This is a genomic window from Photorhabdus bodei (assembly GCF_003287735.1).
In the GTDB taxonomy this organism is placed as follows: domain Bacteria; phylum Pseudomonadota; class Gammaproteobacteria; order Enterobacterales; family Enterobacteriaceae; genus Photorhabdus; species Photorhabdus kayaii.
Genome location: NZ_NSCM01000050.1, coordinates 1 through 15,506, shown reverse-complemented (window position 1 = coordinate 15,506; position 15,506 = coordinate 1). Strand labels below are relative to the sequence as shown.

Here is a 15,506-nt window from a genome sequence, read left to right as displayed (position 1 = left end):
AATCAAGATCCTCTCAAGCACTGCGGCGCAATAATCCTTGTTTTTTCAACCACACAAGTAAAATTGAAATGGCCGCAGGTGTTACTCCTGAAATACGTGAAGCCTGACCAATTGAACTCGGTTTATGATCATTGAGTTTAGCGATAACTTCATTGGAAAGACCACTAATTTGGCGGTAATCGAGATCAACCGGTAATGATGTGTTTTCATTACGTAGCTGTTTTTCGATTTCTTCCTGCTGGCGGGCAATATATCCCTCATATTTGACCTGAATTTCAACTTGATCAGCGGCTTGTGGTTCTTCAAGACCTGGAGAAAACAGAGGCAATGAAGTCAAAAGTTCATAGTTCATTTCAGGACGACGCAGTAGATCTTCACCATTAGCCTCTTTCGACAATGGCATTTTCAATATATTGTTTATGTCATCAAGATTATTTGAATTAGGGTGAATCCAAATATTACGTAAACGTTGGCGTTCTTGTTCAACCATTTCCACTTTACGGCAATAATGTTCCCAACGTGAATCATCTACCAACCCTAACTCATGGCCTTTTTCTGTTAAACGCAGGTCTGCATTATCTTCACGTAGCATCAAGCGATACTCGGCTCTAGAAGTAAACATACGGTATGGTTCTTTAGTCCCTAAAGTACATAAATCGTCAACTAAAACGCCAATATAAGCTTGATCACGGCGAGGGAACCAACTTTCTTCTTCTGAAGCGTAACGAGCTGCATTAAGGCCTGCCAAGAGTCCTTGAGCAGCAGCTTCTTCATAACCCGTCGTGCCGTTGATTTGTCCAGCAAAAAATAGACCGTGGATAAATTTACTTTCTAATGTTTGTTTTAGATCTCTTGGATCGAAGAAATCGTATTCTATTGCATAACCAGGACGAATAATGCGAGCATTTTCCATTCCTTTCATGGAGTGAACAATTTGCATCTGTACGTCAAATGGTAAGCTAGTAGAAATACCATTTGGATAGATTTCATTGCTAGTCAATCCTTCAGGTTCAAGGAAAATCTGGTGAGCATCACGATCCGCAAAACGCATGACTTTATCTTCGATTGAAGGACAATAGCGAGGACCGATCCCTTCAATGATCCCCGTATACATTGGGCTACGATCCAGATTATTGCGGATTACATCGTGGGTTTTTTCATTCGTATGGGTGATGTAACACGGTATTTGTTGTGGATGTTGTTTCACATTTCCAAGGAAAGAGAATACTGGCGTTGGATAATCACCTAGTTGTTGTGTTAACTGACTAAAATCAATAGTTCTAGCATCAATACGTGGTGGTGTTCCTGTTTTCAATCTGTTTACACGTAAAGGCAACTCACGTAAGCGCTGTGCCAACGAAATAGCAGGGGGATCACCAGCCCTTCCACCACTATAGTTTTCCAAACCAATGTGGATTTTACCGTCAAGAAATGTTCCTACAGTTAAAACAACAGCTTTAGCTCTGAACTTAAGGCCCATGCGTGTCACTGCGCCAGTAACTGTGTCATTTTCAACAATGAGATCTTCTACAGGTTGTTGGAAGATCATTAGATTAGGTTGGTTTTCCAATGCCATGCGTATAGCTTGACGATAGAGAACCCTATCCGCTTGGGCACGTGTTGCACGAACTGCGGGCCCTTTACTGGCATTTAAAGTTCTGAATTGGATACCAGCTTGGTCAGTTGCTTTAGCCATTAAGCCACCAAGCGCATCAATTTCTTTAACCAGATGCCCTTTACCGATCCCACCAATGGCTGGGTTACATGACATTTGGCCCAAAGTGTCAATATTGTGGGTCAGCAATAAGGTTTGACGGCCCATACGAGCGGCTGCCATAGCCGCTTCGGTACCGGCATGACCACCACCGATAATGATGACGTCAAATTGTTCTGGATAAAACATGGTGATGAACCTTTAGTTATAAAAATGCTCAGTGTTGCATTAAGGGAGGAGAATTCTACTCAAGTTTCGGTGATAGACCAAGTGGGTGAGATCACCGGTAATTAAAAGAAGATCTTTTTTATTTAAAGATCTGTTTATTAGATCTTTTATTAGGATCATGATCTTTTGTGGATAAGTTGTTTTTCCTTAGAAAGATCATAAAGCTGTAAAGGATCATTTGTTGTGAATGATCCGTGATCCCACAAGGTATAAGCTGGGATCTAAATCGGTAGTTATTCACAGGGTGATCATTGTCATATAGTTATACTATGGATAACTACGGGTTAACCCCGGCTTTTTAGATAAGTTATCCACAATCGTTTGCTGTTTTTTTGTTCTTATTAGAGTGAGTTTGCCCAATTTTTAACCCATTCTTCTGCTGGATCTTCGGGGATCTCATGTTGTTGAATGTCAATTTCCAGACGATCACCGAGACGTTTAGCACCATTTTCTATCAATAGTTGGTCAAATGATCTTATTGCACCGCAAAAAGTATCGTATTCGGAACTACCAAGGCCAACAGCACCAAACGTGACCTTGCTGAGATCAGGTTTTTGGTCAGAAATTTCTGCGGCCAATGGTTGTATATTTTCTGGCAATTCTCCTGCTCCATGTGTAGATGTGACGACTAGCCAGATTCCTTCTTGGGGAAGTTCATCTAAAGAGGGGCCATGTAGCATTTTAGTGGAAAAACCAGCATCTTCCAGAATTTCAGCCATATGTTCAGCTACGTATTCAGCACTGCCCATCGTGCTGCCGCTGATTAAGGTAATAGTGGCCATAGTGATCCCAACAGATTTCAAGAGCCGCTATTGTACGCTGTGAATCTATTGGGATCTACCTGTGGATAATATGGTTATAACAAATTTTATTTTATGGCTTGATTGTTCGCATGATCGGGTTTTGTAAGGAGATCAGGGTTTCTGTTGATTGAATTTCATCGATAGTTTGTATTTTGTTGATAAGTACATCTTGAAGGGATTCAATTGAACGGCACATAACTTTAATAAAGATACTGTAGTGGCCTGTTGTGTAATAAACCTCAACTACTTCATCCAGGTTGTCTAGTTTTTTCAGAGCTGATGGGTAATCTTTAGCACTCTTAAGAATAATGCCAATAAAGCAACACACATCATAACCAAGTTGTTTTGTGCTGATATCGACTCTGGTACCGGTAATGATTCCTGCTTGCTTCATTTTTTCCACGCGAACGTGAATTGTTCCCGGACTGACAGCAAATTTCTTTGCTAGTTCGGCATAAGGTGTACGTGCGTTGTCCATTAAAGCGTGAAGTATGTCACGGTCTAGATTGTCGATCTGATAAATTTCTGCCATTTCCAGCCCCTTTTTTTAAGGAATTTTCATTTTTTTAATCTTAAAAATGAATTTTATGAATCATAAAGTCTATTTTTATTAAAGTATATTGAATTTATCCCTCATTTTATTGCTTAATGTTTCCAACAGGACATCAGGGCCACCTAAAAAATTAGAGAATAACATTATGAAAAAGTCGTTTATTGAAAAGCAGCAACAAATCAGTTTTGTGAAATCCTTCTTTTCCCGTTTGCTGGAAAGCAAACTGGGTCTGATTGAAGTACAGGGGCCAATCCTAAGTTGTTTGGGAGATGGTATTCAGGACAACTTGTCCGGCCATGAAAAAGCTGTTCAGGTAAAAGTAAAAACTTTACCGGATTCAACTTTCGAAGTAGTACATTCGTTGGCTAAATGGAAACGTAAGACACTGGGTCGTTTTGGCTTTCAGCCTGAACAAGGGCTTTACACTCACATGAAAGCATTGCGTCCAGATGAGGATCGCTTAACACCAATTCACTCTGTTTATGTTGATCAATGGGATTGGGAAAAAGTGATGGGAGATGGGCAACGCTCACTTGCTTATCTTAAACAGACAGTAGGTAAAATTTACGAAGCAATAAAAGAAACAGAAAAAGCTGTCAGCAAAGAGTTTGGTCTGGCACCGTTCCTGCCAGATCAAATTCACTTTGTTCATAGCGAAACGCTTCTAAGCCGTTATCCGGATCTGGATGCAAAAGGCCGTGAACGTGCTATTGCTAAAGAATTAGGTGCTGTTTTCCTCATTGGTATTGGTGCGAAATTATCTGATGGTCAATCTCATGATGTGCGTGCGCCTGATTATGATGACTGGACGACACCAAACAGCGATGGTTTTGTTGGTCTAAACGGCGACATCATTGTCTGGAACCCTGTTTTGGAGGATGCGTTTGAGATCTCTTCTATGGGTATCCGTGTTGATGCAGAAGCATTGGAGCGTCAGTTAGCACTGACTAGTGATGAAGAGCGTTTACAATATGATTGGCATCAAGCGTTACTCAAAGGCGACATGCCGCAGTCTATTGGTGGCGGTATTGGTCAATCCCGTTTAGTGATGTTACTGCTGCAAATGAAACACATTGGTCAAGTTCAGTGCAGTATCTGGTCACCTGAAGTACGCGAAACTGTAGAAGATATGCTTTGATTCAAGTTAGTGACGCCATTTTCGCAGTAAACGGCTTTTAAGTCCGGTATCAAAGTGCCAGATATGATCGAATATCCGCATAATATCGGGCTTACCATATTGGGACATGGAGACCGCATGGAAGCGGTGTTGCTGATGCAGTTGCAGATTTTTTATCTGATGGATTAGTGAGTTCGGCAGACGCTGAGCAATGAAATCTGAGATAACAACAGCATCAGCATTTTTCCAACATTTTTCTTTCATTTTTTCTATTGTGCTTGTCAGACAAAAAGCGAGATCTGTCCCTCCTTTGAAAGTTTGGCTGAGAAAACGAATAGCTTGTTCCAGACCATCTGGTGAAGATAATTCATAGTGCACAATTCCTGTCGTAAATAGCATGATATGACAGTTGCGATTATCAGCTAGAGCAATGCGTAACAGTGCTAGACAAAAGGCTTTGGCGCATTTTTCATTGAATTTCCCCATAGAACCGGAAGTATCTACACAAATAATAAATGGTCCTTGCGGTTTTTCTTCCTGGCTATAATGAGTGACTGGCCGTAATGTTGTTTTTTCTCGCCAGTTATCACCTTGTAAGCGATAGGTCAGGAGTTTTTTTTCCACTAATTTGCGATAAAACTCATATTCCAGATCTTCAATTCCTAATATCGTTAATTCTATTGGCAACAGACGCAGAATATCATTACTTTGTCCGATACCATTTATCTGTTCAGGAACGGTATCGGGTGTTCGTTCGATTGTAGTAACGGGTTCGAAAGAATGGTTTTCTTGTGGTTTTGATTTTGCAGATTGGCTACGTCCAAGTAATTGAGCTAATTTTTTCAGTTCCGGCTGTTGGTGAAGAAATTCACTATAGCGGATCAATAACTGCTTATCATTTTGGGAATGATTTAACTGACTTTTGCTCATATCCCATAATCGTCCTGTTGCCCTATCATTTTCACTAAAAACAGGATCAAGATTACCGCTTAGTGTCAGCCTTTGTTGCAGTTCTGCCAGTAATTGCTCTTTTTCTTGCTCCAATAATTGCTTCTGGAAGGTTGTAGTTTGCAGGATCAAACTGATCCTCCATCGTTGAATAAATAGGGTTTGTAGTGTATTTGAATCAGCAATGGTGTTGGTTGCGAGTTTCTGTGCTTCTTCACTAAAAGGGGATTCAATTTGGTTCAGAGTTTCTAAAATATCGGGAAGTTTAGGGTAAAAATGATTTGTATTGGCAGACAGTACTTGTTGATATAACTGAAATTCTTCTGCTAGAGTTGCAGGAATGAGCGCTTCTTTAATCCTTTGCTGTAAATCGTGTTTCCAGCCAGGGATATCTTTTAATAGTGCACGTTTCAAGCGAGGATGTTTTTCAAAAAAGATAGCTAACTGAGGTGAAGCTAAAAGTGTTAATATGATCTCTTCTATCATCTCTCCTTCGTTTATTGACAGTAAAAGATCAAGGGTTGTCAGACTAATCATTTAATTAGCTGCCTATTTTTATTTTCAACTGCTTAATTTTATCTGATAACTGGATAAAGCTTTGCTCTATCGTAGCAAGCCAATGATTTTCAATAAATAGACATGGCTGATGCTGATTAAACAGTTGGTGTTGGTGATGAATTTCTTGATTAACTTTTTCCAATCTTTCCAGCCACTCGTTGTTTTCTTCATTTTGCTGATGCTGATGATCTGGTAAATATAGCGTGGATGAACGGCGGCTGATATCAAAAATTTCTGGCTGATGTGCTGAATTAACTTCGGCTGCTATGTTTTGTGGAAAACCAATGCCGTTCAGACGGGCTGATAATTCTCTGCCTTTGTTTATCCAGATAATCAACGCTTTTTTTTCCAATTCAATGAAATTGACTTTAATATCATGGAGATGAAGAGGTGTATGTAGGAATAGAATCAATTTTTCTTCATTGATATGATCGGGTAGCGAATATTGTATTTTACGTCCAAACAGACTGGTTTGTTTTTCCAGCTTTAACGCCTGCTGATCATTTTTATCCTGACGGGCTTGAGTCCATTGGTGATAAAGCGAATCAATTTGTTGAGATAATATTCTTTGCCGATATGCCTGTTCGGTCATGAGAGTATTCAAGTATTGGGGTAATAATTTAAAAGAGTGAAGATCATGCCACAGGCAATCTTTCAGTAATATTAAATCAAGAGGTGATATCTCTTTTCTGCCATTGAAGAAAGCACTGGCTTGTAATAAATGAATGGCTTTCTTCCAGCGCCTGTCTGAAACGTAAGGTGAATGTTCTGTTGCATCAAGTTGCTGACGTAGATGATAAATAATATCAAAACAACTATCTGGTAGAACTATTTTATCAACCTCTTTTTGCCATTGATGGAATTCTTCACTTGTTATTTGAATGTCTGCCGGAACAGGGTTATCATTTTCATTTTTGTGGCTAGTGAGTAACGCTCGGAAATTCTTTTTTTCTTGAATTTTATCCAGCCAGATACGAATTAGCATTCTGTCATAAAGTGCCTCCAGACTGTTATCTGCTTCAGGTAGCTCATTGGATGCTGTTATAAGTAATCGCATTGGAATTTTCTCTTCTGTATCCCCATTTCTGAATTTTCTTTCATTAATTGCAGTCAGTAGGGTATTAAGAATTGCCGGACCGGCTTTCCATATTTCGTCAAGGAAGACAATTTCAGTTTCAGGTAAATATCCGTTGGTTAGACGTTGATAACGTCCTTCTTCTTTCAGTGCCTGAATAGAAAGAGGGCCGAAAATTTCTTCAGGGGTTGAAAAGCGAGTCATCAGATATTCAAATGCTCTGGCATCACGAAACGCAAATTTCAATCGTCGGGCTATCAAACTTTTTGCGATACCTGGAGGGCCGAGTAGAAAAACACTTTCTCCACACAATGCAGCTAGCAAACATAAACGAATAGTCTGTTGTCTTTCATACAGACCACTTTCCAGATAGTGACTTAAGCAAACTATTTTTTCTGTTAATAATAGCATAATTCATACCAATATTATCTGTTGGATTAGATAAAACCTAATTAGCCTTCTCCATAGATTTTAATCATTATTTGTTGATGTAGACAATATTTACCTTAAAAATCGATTCAGCGTCAAATATTCAATAAGTTAACGTTTTTTTTCGTTTCTTTTATTATCGAAACGTTTCGATAGTGATCACATTTTTGTATCACTAATGTTGCATTTTAAATATTACTTTCTATATTACTAAATAGCGAAACGTTTCGCTAATGGAATAAAAAAATGAAAAAAGGTGTATTACTTAATTCTGAAATTTCAGCCGTAATTTCTCAGCTAGGGCATACTGACCAGATTACAATTGGTGATGCTGGATTACCAATTCCTTCTTTAGCCCAGCGGATTGATTTAGCGCTAACCCAGGGAATTCCTAGTTTTATATCCGTTCTTAATGTCGTTACACAAGAAATGCAGATTGAAGCTGCATTCTTAGCTGAGGAGATCATTGACCATAATCCTTTGATACATCAATTAATATTAACTCAAATTAAAGAGCTTGAGAAACAGCAAGGGAATTCAATTACTGTAGATTATATTAGTCACAATATGTTGAAAGAAAAAACAAAACATAGCCGAGCGGTGATTCGCACAGGAGAGCATTCTCCTTATGCTAATATTATCTTTTGTGCTGGTGTGACTTTCTGAGGTGATTATGCTGCCTGTACTGGAACTAAAAGGAATTAGTAAATCTTTTCCTGGTGTCAAAGCATTATCTGGAGCGGCACTACGTGTTTACCCGGGTAAAGTGATGGCTCTGGTAGGGGAAAATGGTGCCGGTAAATCCACGATGATGAAAGTGTTGACTGGAATATATACCAGAGATACAGGCACGGTTCATTACCTAGGAAAAGAAGTGATTTTTTCTGGTCCTAGATCCTCTCAGGAAGCGGGGATCGGGATTATCCATCAGGAATTAAATCTTATTCCCCAACTGACCATTGCTGAAAATATTTTCCTGGGACGCGAATTTGTTAATAAATTCGGTGCGATTGACTGGGGAAAAATGTATCAGGAAGCCGATCGTCTTTTAAAAAAATTGAATCTGAGTTACAGCAGTCACCGTTTAGTCGCTGAACTTTCTATCGGTAATCAGCAACTGGTTGAAATTGCTAAGGTACTGAGTTTTAAATCCAAAGTTATCATTATGGATGAGCCAACTGATGCGCTGACCGATACAGAAACTGAATCATTATTTCTCGTAATACATGAACTAAAATCTCAGGGGTGCGGTATTGTTTATATTTCCCATCGTTTGAGAGAAATTTTTGAAATTTGCGATGATGTGACGGTATTCCGTGATGGACAATTTATTGGTGAAAAGTCGGTAAAAGAGCTAAAAGAAGAGACTCTGATTGAAATGATGGTTGGGCGAAAACTGGAAGATCAGTATCCTCGCCTGAATTTACCTCGGGGCAAAAAACGACTTGAGGTTAAGCAGATTTCTGGTTCCGGTGTGACAAACGCCAGTTTTTCTCTTTATAGCGGGGAAATTTTGGGTATATCAGGGCTAATGGGGGCTGGCCGCACTGAATTGATGAAAATTATTTATGGTGCGTTGCCAAAAACTCAGGGACGAATCACACTGGATGGAACCCCCATTGTAATTCGTAACCCTCAGGATGGGTTAGCTTGTGGGATTGTTTATATTTCAGAAGATCGTAAACGTGATGGCTTAGTTTTGGGAATGTCAATCAAAGATAATATGTCTCTTACTGCCTTACGTTATTTCAGTAACTGGTTAGGTGGTCTTAATCATAAAGAAGAACAGAATGCAGTTAGTGACTTTATTAAATTGTTTAGTATCAAGACACCTTCAATGGGACAAGCTATAGGTTTACTTTCTGGTGGTAATCAGCAAAAAGTAGCTATTGCCCGTGGATTAATGACTAGACCAAAAGTTCTTATTCTGGATGAACCTACGCGTGGTGTAGATGTTGGTGCAAAAAAAGAAATTTATCAGTTAATTAATCAATTCAAGAAAGAGGGGCTAAGTATTATTCTCGTTTCTTCTGAAATGCTAGAAGTGATAGGAATGAGTGATCGTATTTTGGTTATGTGTGAAGGCCAGATCAGTGGCGAATTTTTTGCTGAACAGGCAACTCAAGAAGTTTTGATGGCAGCGGCTGTAGGCAAACAATATGGAGCGATTCAGGAGTAATTCAGTATGAATTCTAATATATCACCGACATTTAAACGTTGGTTTACTAAAGAGTGGTTACTGAAACAAAAGTCACTGATTGCGTTGCTAGTGCTGATAGCTGTAGTTTCTTCTCTTAGCCAAAATTTTTTCACTTTAAATAACTTGTTTAATATTCTGCAACAAACATCAGTCAATGCCATTATGGCCGTTGGGATGACATTGGTTATCCTGACATCGGGTATTGACCTGTCTGTTGGTTCATTGCTTGCGTTAACAGGTGTAGTAGCAGCTTCATTGGTTGGTACGGAAGTTAATGCTCTGGTGGCTATCGTGAGTGCTTTGGCTTTAGGTGCTGCAATTGGTGCTTGTACAGGAATAATAATTGCTAAAGGTAAAGTACAGGCCTTTATTGCCACTCTAGTCATGATGTTGTTACTTCGTGGAATAACCCGTGTTTATACTGATGGTAGCCCAATAAATACAGGATTCAGTGATAATGCGGATCTGTTTGGCTGGTTTGGTATTGGCCGTCTACTGGGAATTCCTACTCCAGTATGGCTGATGTTGATAGTTTTTGTTATCGCATGGTATATCCTGCATCACACCCGTTTAGGTCGTTATATTTATGCCTTGGGGGGGAATGAATCGGCTACCCGTTTATCTGGTATCAATATCGATAAAATTAAAATTATCGTTTACTCCTTATGCGGTTTACTGACGGCATTGGCAAGTATTATTGAAGTCGCTCGTCTTTCTTCTGCTCAACCTATGGCGGGAGGAGGTTATGAATTAGATGCTATTGCTGCCGTAGTACTGGGAGGAACTCGCCTAGCTGGTGGTAAGGGGTTAATTATTGGTACTCTGATTGGTGCACTAATCCTCGGTTTTTTAAATAATGGCTTAAACTTATTAGGTATTTCTTCTAACTATCAGATGATTGTTAAAGCAATTGTAATATTGTTGGCAGTTCTGGTTGATAACAAAAGTGGTAAATAACCTCACCCTACAGGAAATAACATGATGAAAGTGAAGAAATTAGTAACAATTTTATCTGCTGTTGCGCTAAGTATGACTGTAAGTATAAATGCATTAGCGAAAGACACTATCGCGTTAGTCATTTCTACACTGAATAATCCATTCTTTGTCACAATGAAAGATAGCGCTCAAAAAGAGGCGGATAAGTTGGGCTATAACCTAATTGTGTTGGATTCTCAGGATAATCCAGCAAAAGAATTAGCTAATGTTCAGGATTTGACGGTACGTGGTACTAAACTCATGCTAATTAACCCGACTGACTCCGATGCTGTTGGTAATGCCATTATTATGGCTAACAATGCCAAAATTCCGGTCATTACTCTAGATCGGATAGCGAATAAAGGTACTGTTGTCAGTCATATTGCTTCTGATAATCGCTTGGGGGGTAAAATAGCGGGTGATTTTATCGCCGAAAAATTAGGGGATGAAGCCAAAATTATTCAGCTAGAAGGTATTGCCGGCACTTCTGCTGCCCGTGAACGTGGTGAAGGATTTAATAAGGTAGCACAGGAACATAAATTCAATATGTTAGCTAGTCAGCCTGCTGATTTCGATCGTACCAAGGGACTGAACGTTATGCAGAACTTACTGACGGCTCATCCGGCTGTACAAGCTGTATTTGCTCAGAATGATGAGATGGCGTTAGGTGCTTTGCGCGCTTTACAAACAGCAGGTAAAAGCGATGTATTAGTTGTTGGTTTTGATGGTACTGGAGATGGTATCAAAGCTGTTCAACGTGGAAAACTAGGAGCGACAATCGCTCAGCGTCCTGATCAAATTGGTATCGTTGGTGTTCAGACTGCAAATAAAGTGCTGAGAGGCGAAAAAGTTGAAGCCGTCATCCCTGTGGAGTTGGAGTTAGTTATTAAAAAATAAATCGGTATTTGTGCCGTTACTCATTGATGGTGGTGACGGCATAATTGAAAAGGAATAAATGTAATGAGTACAGCAAAACTTGCGGTGCTTGGCAGCATTAATGCTGACCATATTTTGAATCTTAAGTCATTCCCTCGTTCGGGGGAAACGGTGATCGGGGAACAATATCAAGTTGCTTTTGGTGGTAAAGGTGCTAATCAGGCGGTAGCAGCAGGCCGCAGCGGTGCTGACATTACATTTATTGCTTGTGTTGGTGAAGACGATATTGGTTTTCGTATCTATCAGCAGTTAGCAAAGGATAATATTAAAACTTCTGGCATTGAAGTGATTAAAGGAGAAACAACGGGTGTAGCGTTGATTTTCGTTAATCAGCAAGGTGAAAACGTTATTGGTATCAATGCAGGCGCTAATGCGGCGTTGACACCGGAATATTTCTATCGCTACCAAAATATTATTGAGGAAGCAGATGCATTATTGATGCAACTTGAGTCTCCATTGGAAACAGTGCAACTTGCTGCAACAATAGCTAAGCAAAATAATACAAAAGTGATACTCAATCCGGCGCCTGCCAGAAAATTATCTGATCAATTGCTCTCGCTGGTGGATATCATTACACCGAATGAAACAGAAGCTGAATATCTCACTGGAATTAAAGTAGAAAATGATTCAGATGCGGAAAAAGCGTCTCAAGTGTTGCATGATAAAGGTATTGATACGGTAATTATCACATTGGGTAGCCGTGGGGTATGGTTGAGTGAAAGCGGTCAGAAAGGAAAGATTGTTCCGGGATTTAAAGTTAACGTTGTAGATACTGTTGCGGCAGGAGATACTTTCAACGGTGCGCTGGTGACAGCATTATTGGAAAGAAAATCCATGTCATCTGCCATACGATTTGCTCACTCTGCTGCTGCGATAGCGGTAACCCGTCAGGGAGCTCAGCCTTCCGTCCCGTGGCGAAATGAAATTGATGCATTTTTAACTGAACAGGATTAACAGTGGCTACAATGAAAGATGTTGCTCGTTTTGCAGGCGTTTCTACATCAACTGTATCTCATGTTATTAATAATAACCGTTATGTCAGTGAAGGTGTGAAAAAGAAAGTTAACGATGCGATTGAGCAATTGAATTATGCGCCATCAGCGCTTGCAAGAAGTCTTAAAATCAAGCAAACCAAAACCATTGGTATGCTGGTCACGACCAGTAATAATCCCTTTTACGCTGAAATTGTAAGAGGGGTTGAACGAAGCTGTTATGAGCGTGGTTACAGCCTTATCTTGTGTAATACAGAGGGTGATGCCAAGCGGATGGATTACAGCATGGAAACTTTGCTGCAAAAGCGAGTAGATGGAGTATTGATTATGTGTACTGAAAATCAACACAGCTCCTGTGATGTTTTGCGTCGTTATCCTCCTTTACCCATGGTTATGATGGATTGGTCTCCATTTGATATTGTCAGCGATGTTATTCAGGACAACTCTTTATTGGGGGGGGAGATAGCCACTAATTACCTTATTAGCTGTGGTTTTAAAAAAATAGCCTGTATTGCAGGTCCACAAGATAAAACACCCGCTAATCATCGATTGCAAGGATATAGAAAGGCAATGGCAAATGCTGGTCTTGTTATTCCTGAAGGCTATGAAATTTACAGTGATTTTGAATTTGCTGGTGGTTTTGAATCAATGCAAAAATTGCTGCAACATCCTGAACCGCCAGAAGCTGTTTTTGCCAGCAATGATGCAATGGCCGTTGGCGCTTATCAGGCTCTGTACCAAGCGGGGCTTTCTGTACCGGATGATATTTCCATCATAGGTTATGATGATATCGACCTTGCCCCTTATATGATCCCACCATTGACAACCATTCATCAGCCAAAAGATGAGTTAGGAAAGCTGGCTGTTGATACTTTGCTTTATCGGATGGATAACCCAGAAAGCAATCCTAAATTGTTAGTATTAACTCCGACATTGATTGAGCGTAGCTCAGTTTCTCGTTCTTAGGTGCTCTTTCTCTTGATCATGTTATCTCCATCTTCCTTATGTAATAACAGGAAGGTGGACGAAGAAAGTAAAGTGATTATTCCTACGGTAATAAAAGTACTATGGAAGTTATCAACCATTGTTCCATAAGGCATAGATTCATAGAAACGAAGAATAGCTGCACTTACTGCAACACCGAAGCTAATAGATAACTGCTGAGTTACAGCTAATAAGCTATTTCCTGAACTGGCATTATTATCGGTCAGATCAGCGAGAGTAATGGTATTCATCGAAGTAAATTGAATGGATACAGCCATACCCAGTAAAAATAGTGGAATAGACAGAAGGACAGCGGGCATTTCTGGTGATTGCAGTGAAAATTGAGAAATCATTAATCCAATAATAATGGTTATGCTAACCAGTATCTTACGATATCCAAAGCGAGTTAATACATTAGTAACGAAAGATTTGGCTATAACGGAACCAATAGCTGTTGGTGCCATCATCATTCCAGCAATGACCGCTGAATAACCAAATCCAACTTGTAGCATCAAAGGCATCAGGAAGGGAATGCAACCAGTTCCCAAGCGTGTAACAATATTACCTATAATACCGATAGAGAATGTGCGAATACGGAATAATTCCAGACTGATAAGGGGTTGGGGTTGTTTTCTAGCATGCATCAGATAACCAAATAATATCATAAAACCACCAACCATAATTGTCAGAGGTATATAGCCGGGTAACGAACTCTCTCCTAGTAAATCCAAACTGACAGAAACCATTATTAAACTCAGCCCAAAAAGTATGAAACCGAAAAAGTCGAATGAACGTTTTGGCATGGTAAAATTAGGCATATGCTTTTTAGCGTAAATAATCCCCAATAAACCGATTGGAATATTGATAATAAATATCCAGTGCCAGGTAGCATAAGTGACTAATAGCCCACCGAGCATGGGACCAAGAATTGGTCCTACTAACCCTGGCATGGTGACAAAATTCATAACAGGTAGAAGTTCGCTGCGTGGGTACGCACGTAATAAAGCAAGACGGGCAACTGGCATCATCATTGCGCCACCAATTCCTTGAATTACACGTGAAACAACTAGAAAAGCTAAATTACCTGACAAAGCACAGGCAAGGGAGCCTAAAGAAAACAAGGATACAGCAAAAATAAATATTCGGCGGGTGCCAAAACGATCTGCTAACCAGCCGCTGACTGGAATTAGCAAAGCAACAGTCAGAGTATAGCTGACAACAGCAGATTGCATCGCTAAAGGTGAATGTTCGAGGCTTTCAGCAATAGCGGGCAATGCTGTGTTGAGAATTGTTGCATCTAAGGCTTGCATAAAGAAAGCTATTGCAGCAATCCAGGGTAGCCCCGCCATATTACGAGCGGTTTTTACCATTAATAATCCTGCTTACTTTTATCCAGCCAATGTTTGGTTGGATATTAATCTAATACATTACTATATAAGATCATTAGCGCTCTGTTAATAACTTTTGGCAAGCGAGAAGTGCGCTATGATTGTCACCTTTAACAATTGTTTCATGAGCTTCCAGTTGTACAATTTTATCGGAAATAATAGCTTCAAAGTGATTCTGGTAAAACAGATGAAATAGTTTGCCTACTTATATTACTTTAGTTTTGGAGTAATTATTGTCGATATCATCAGTTTTTGTATGAAAAAAATACATAAATACAAGTTTTGTTGAAAAAAACTGCTAACGGCAATTTTTTTTCAATAAATGCTTGCCAGCGCCAAAGAACGCCCTATAATGCGCCACCACTGACCGACACAACGCTGATAAACATTGTGAGGTCGGGCAGAGAGAAAGCCAATAAGCGCTTGACTCTGCGGGCGAAAAGCGTAGTATACGCAGCCCGGCTGAACGAGAATATCACGTTTTATTTCAGCCTGCTCTTTAACAATTAATCAGACAATCTGTGTGGGCACTCACGAGACCGTATCACAAAAAAATACGTTTTAAAGTCTTGAAGAGTGAACAACAGTTAATTCATTACGAATTAA

13 protein-coding genes are annotated in these 15,506 nt (G+C 39.7%); 7 read left to right on the top strand and 6 right to left on the bottom strand.

All coding sequences use genetic code 11. The features are described from left to right. Positions 1-13: 13 nt before the first annotated feature. From mnmG to asnC, 3 genes are all read right to left on the bottom strand, one after another. Positions 14-1,903, bottom strand: coding sequence for a tRNA uridine-5-carboxymethylaminomethyl(34) synthesis enzyme MnmG (gene mnmG, locus CKY02_RS19630; protein ID WP_112896596.1), 1,890 nt, complete (start codon positions 1,901-1,903; stop codon positions 14-16). Positions 1,904-2,283: 380 nt separating this feature from the next. Further along, a complete protein-coding gene (gene mioC, locus CKY02_RS19625; RefSeq protein WP_112878705.1) occupies positions 2,284-2,724 on the bottom strand; it encodes an FMN-binding protein MioC in 441 nt (146 codons plus the stop codon). A gap of 91 nt (positions 2,725-2,815) precedes the next feature. After that, a complete protein-coding gene (asnC, locus tag CKY02_RS19620; RefSeq protein ID WP_011144463.1) occupies positions 2,816-3,277 on the bottom strand; it encodes a transcriptional regulator AsnC in 462 nt (153 codons plus the stop codon). A 166-nt stretch (positions 3,278-3,443) separates the two neighbouring features. On the opposite strand from asnC, the gene asnA reads away from it, so the two are divergent. Then, the gene (gene asnA, locus CKY02_RS19615; protein ID WP_112872187.1) at positions 3,444-4,436 is read left to right on the top strand and encodes an aspartate--ammonia ligase; all 993 of its coding nucleotides are present in this window, start codon (positions 3,444-3,446) and stop codon (positions 4,434-4,436) included. Between the two features lie 6 nt (positions 4,437-4,442). Here asnA and viaA read toward each other — a convergent pair whose 3' ends face one another. Further along, positions 4,443-5,900, bottom strand: coding sequence for an ATPase RavA stimulator ViaA (gene viaA / locus CKY02_RS19610; RefSeq protein ID WP_112896595.1), 1,458 nt, complete (start codon positions 5,898-5,900; stop codon positions 4,443-4,445). Between the two features lie 4 nt (positions 5,901-5,904). Next, positions 5,905-7,407 (bottom strand): ATPase RavA, encoded by a 1,503-nt coding sequence (gene ravA, locus CKY02_RS19605; protein WP_112896594.1) that lies wholly within the window; start codon positions 7,405-7,407, stop codon positions 5,905-5,907. Positions 7,408-7,671: 264 nt separating this feature from the next. On the opposite strand from ravA, the gene rbsD reads away from it, so the two are divergent. The 6 genes from rbsD to rbsR all read left to right on the top strand — a co-directional run bounded on the left by rbsD (position 7,672) and on the right by rbsR (position 13,494). Beyond that, positions 7,672-8,091, top strand: a complete 420-nt coding sequence (gene rbsD / locus CKY02_RS19600) for a D-ribose pyranase (protein ID WP_112872190.1) — start codon at positions 7,672-7,674, stop codon at positions 8,089-8,091. Between the two features lie 7 nt (positions 8,092-8,098). After that, complete coding sequence (rbsA, locus tag CKY02_RS19595; protein WP_112896593.1) at positions 8,099-9,604, top strand: ribose ABC transporter ATP-binding protein RbsA; 1,506 nt, start codon at positions 8,099-8,101, stop codon at positions 9,602-9,604. 6 nt (positions 9,605-9,610) lie between these two features. Then, positions 9,611-10,582: a ribose ABC transporter permease gene (gene rbsC, locus CKY02_RS19590; protein WP_112878711.1), complete on the top strand. Its 972-nt coding sequence runs from the start codon at positions 9,611-9,613 to the stop codon at positions 10,580-10,582. Positions 10,583-10,606: 24 nt separating this feature from the next. After that, positions 10,607-11,497, top strand: coding sequence for a ribose ABC transporter substrate-binding protein RbsB (gene rbsB / locus CKY02_RS19585; RefSeq protein WP_112896605.1), 891 nt, complete (start codon positions 10,607-10,609; stop codon positions 11,495-11,497). A 63-nt stretch (positions 11,498-11,560) separates the two neighbouring features. Then, positions 11,561-12,490 carry a ribokinase gene (rbsK, locus tag CKY02_RS19580; protein WP_112896592.1) on the top strand — a complete coding sequence of 310 codons (930 nt, stop codon included), beginning with the start codon at positions 11,561-11,563 and terminating at the stop codon, positions 12,488-12,490. A 2-nt stretch (positions 12,491-12,492) separates the two neighbouring features. Further along, entirely contained in the window at positions 12,493-13,494 is a 1,002-nt protein-coding gene (gene rbsR, locus CKY02_RS19575) for a ribose operon transcriptional repressor RbsR (protein WP_112896591.1), read from the top strand. Here rbsR and mdtD read toward each other — a convergent pair. After that, the gene (gene mdtD / locus CKY02_RS19570) at positions 13,491-14,882 is read right to left on the bottom strand and encodes a multidrug transporter subunit MdtD (RefSeq protein ID WP_112896590.1); all 1,392 of its coding nucleotides are present in this window, start codon (positions 14,880-14,882) and stop codon (positions 13,491-13,493) included. The two genes, rbsR and mdtD, sit on opposite strands and share 4 nt — an antisense overlap. Positions 14,883-15,506 lie beyond the last annotated feature (624 nt).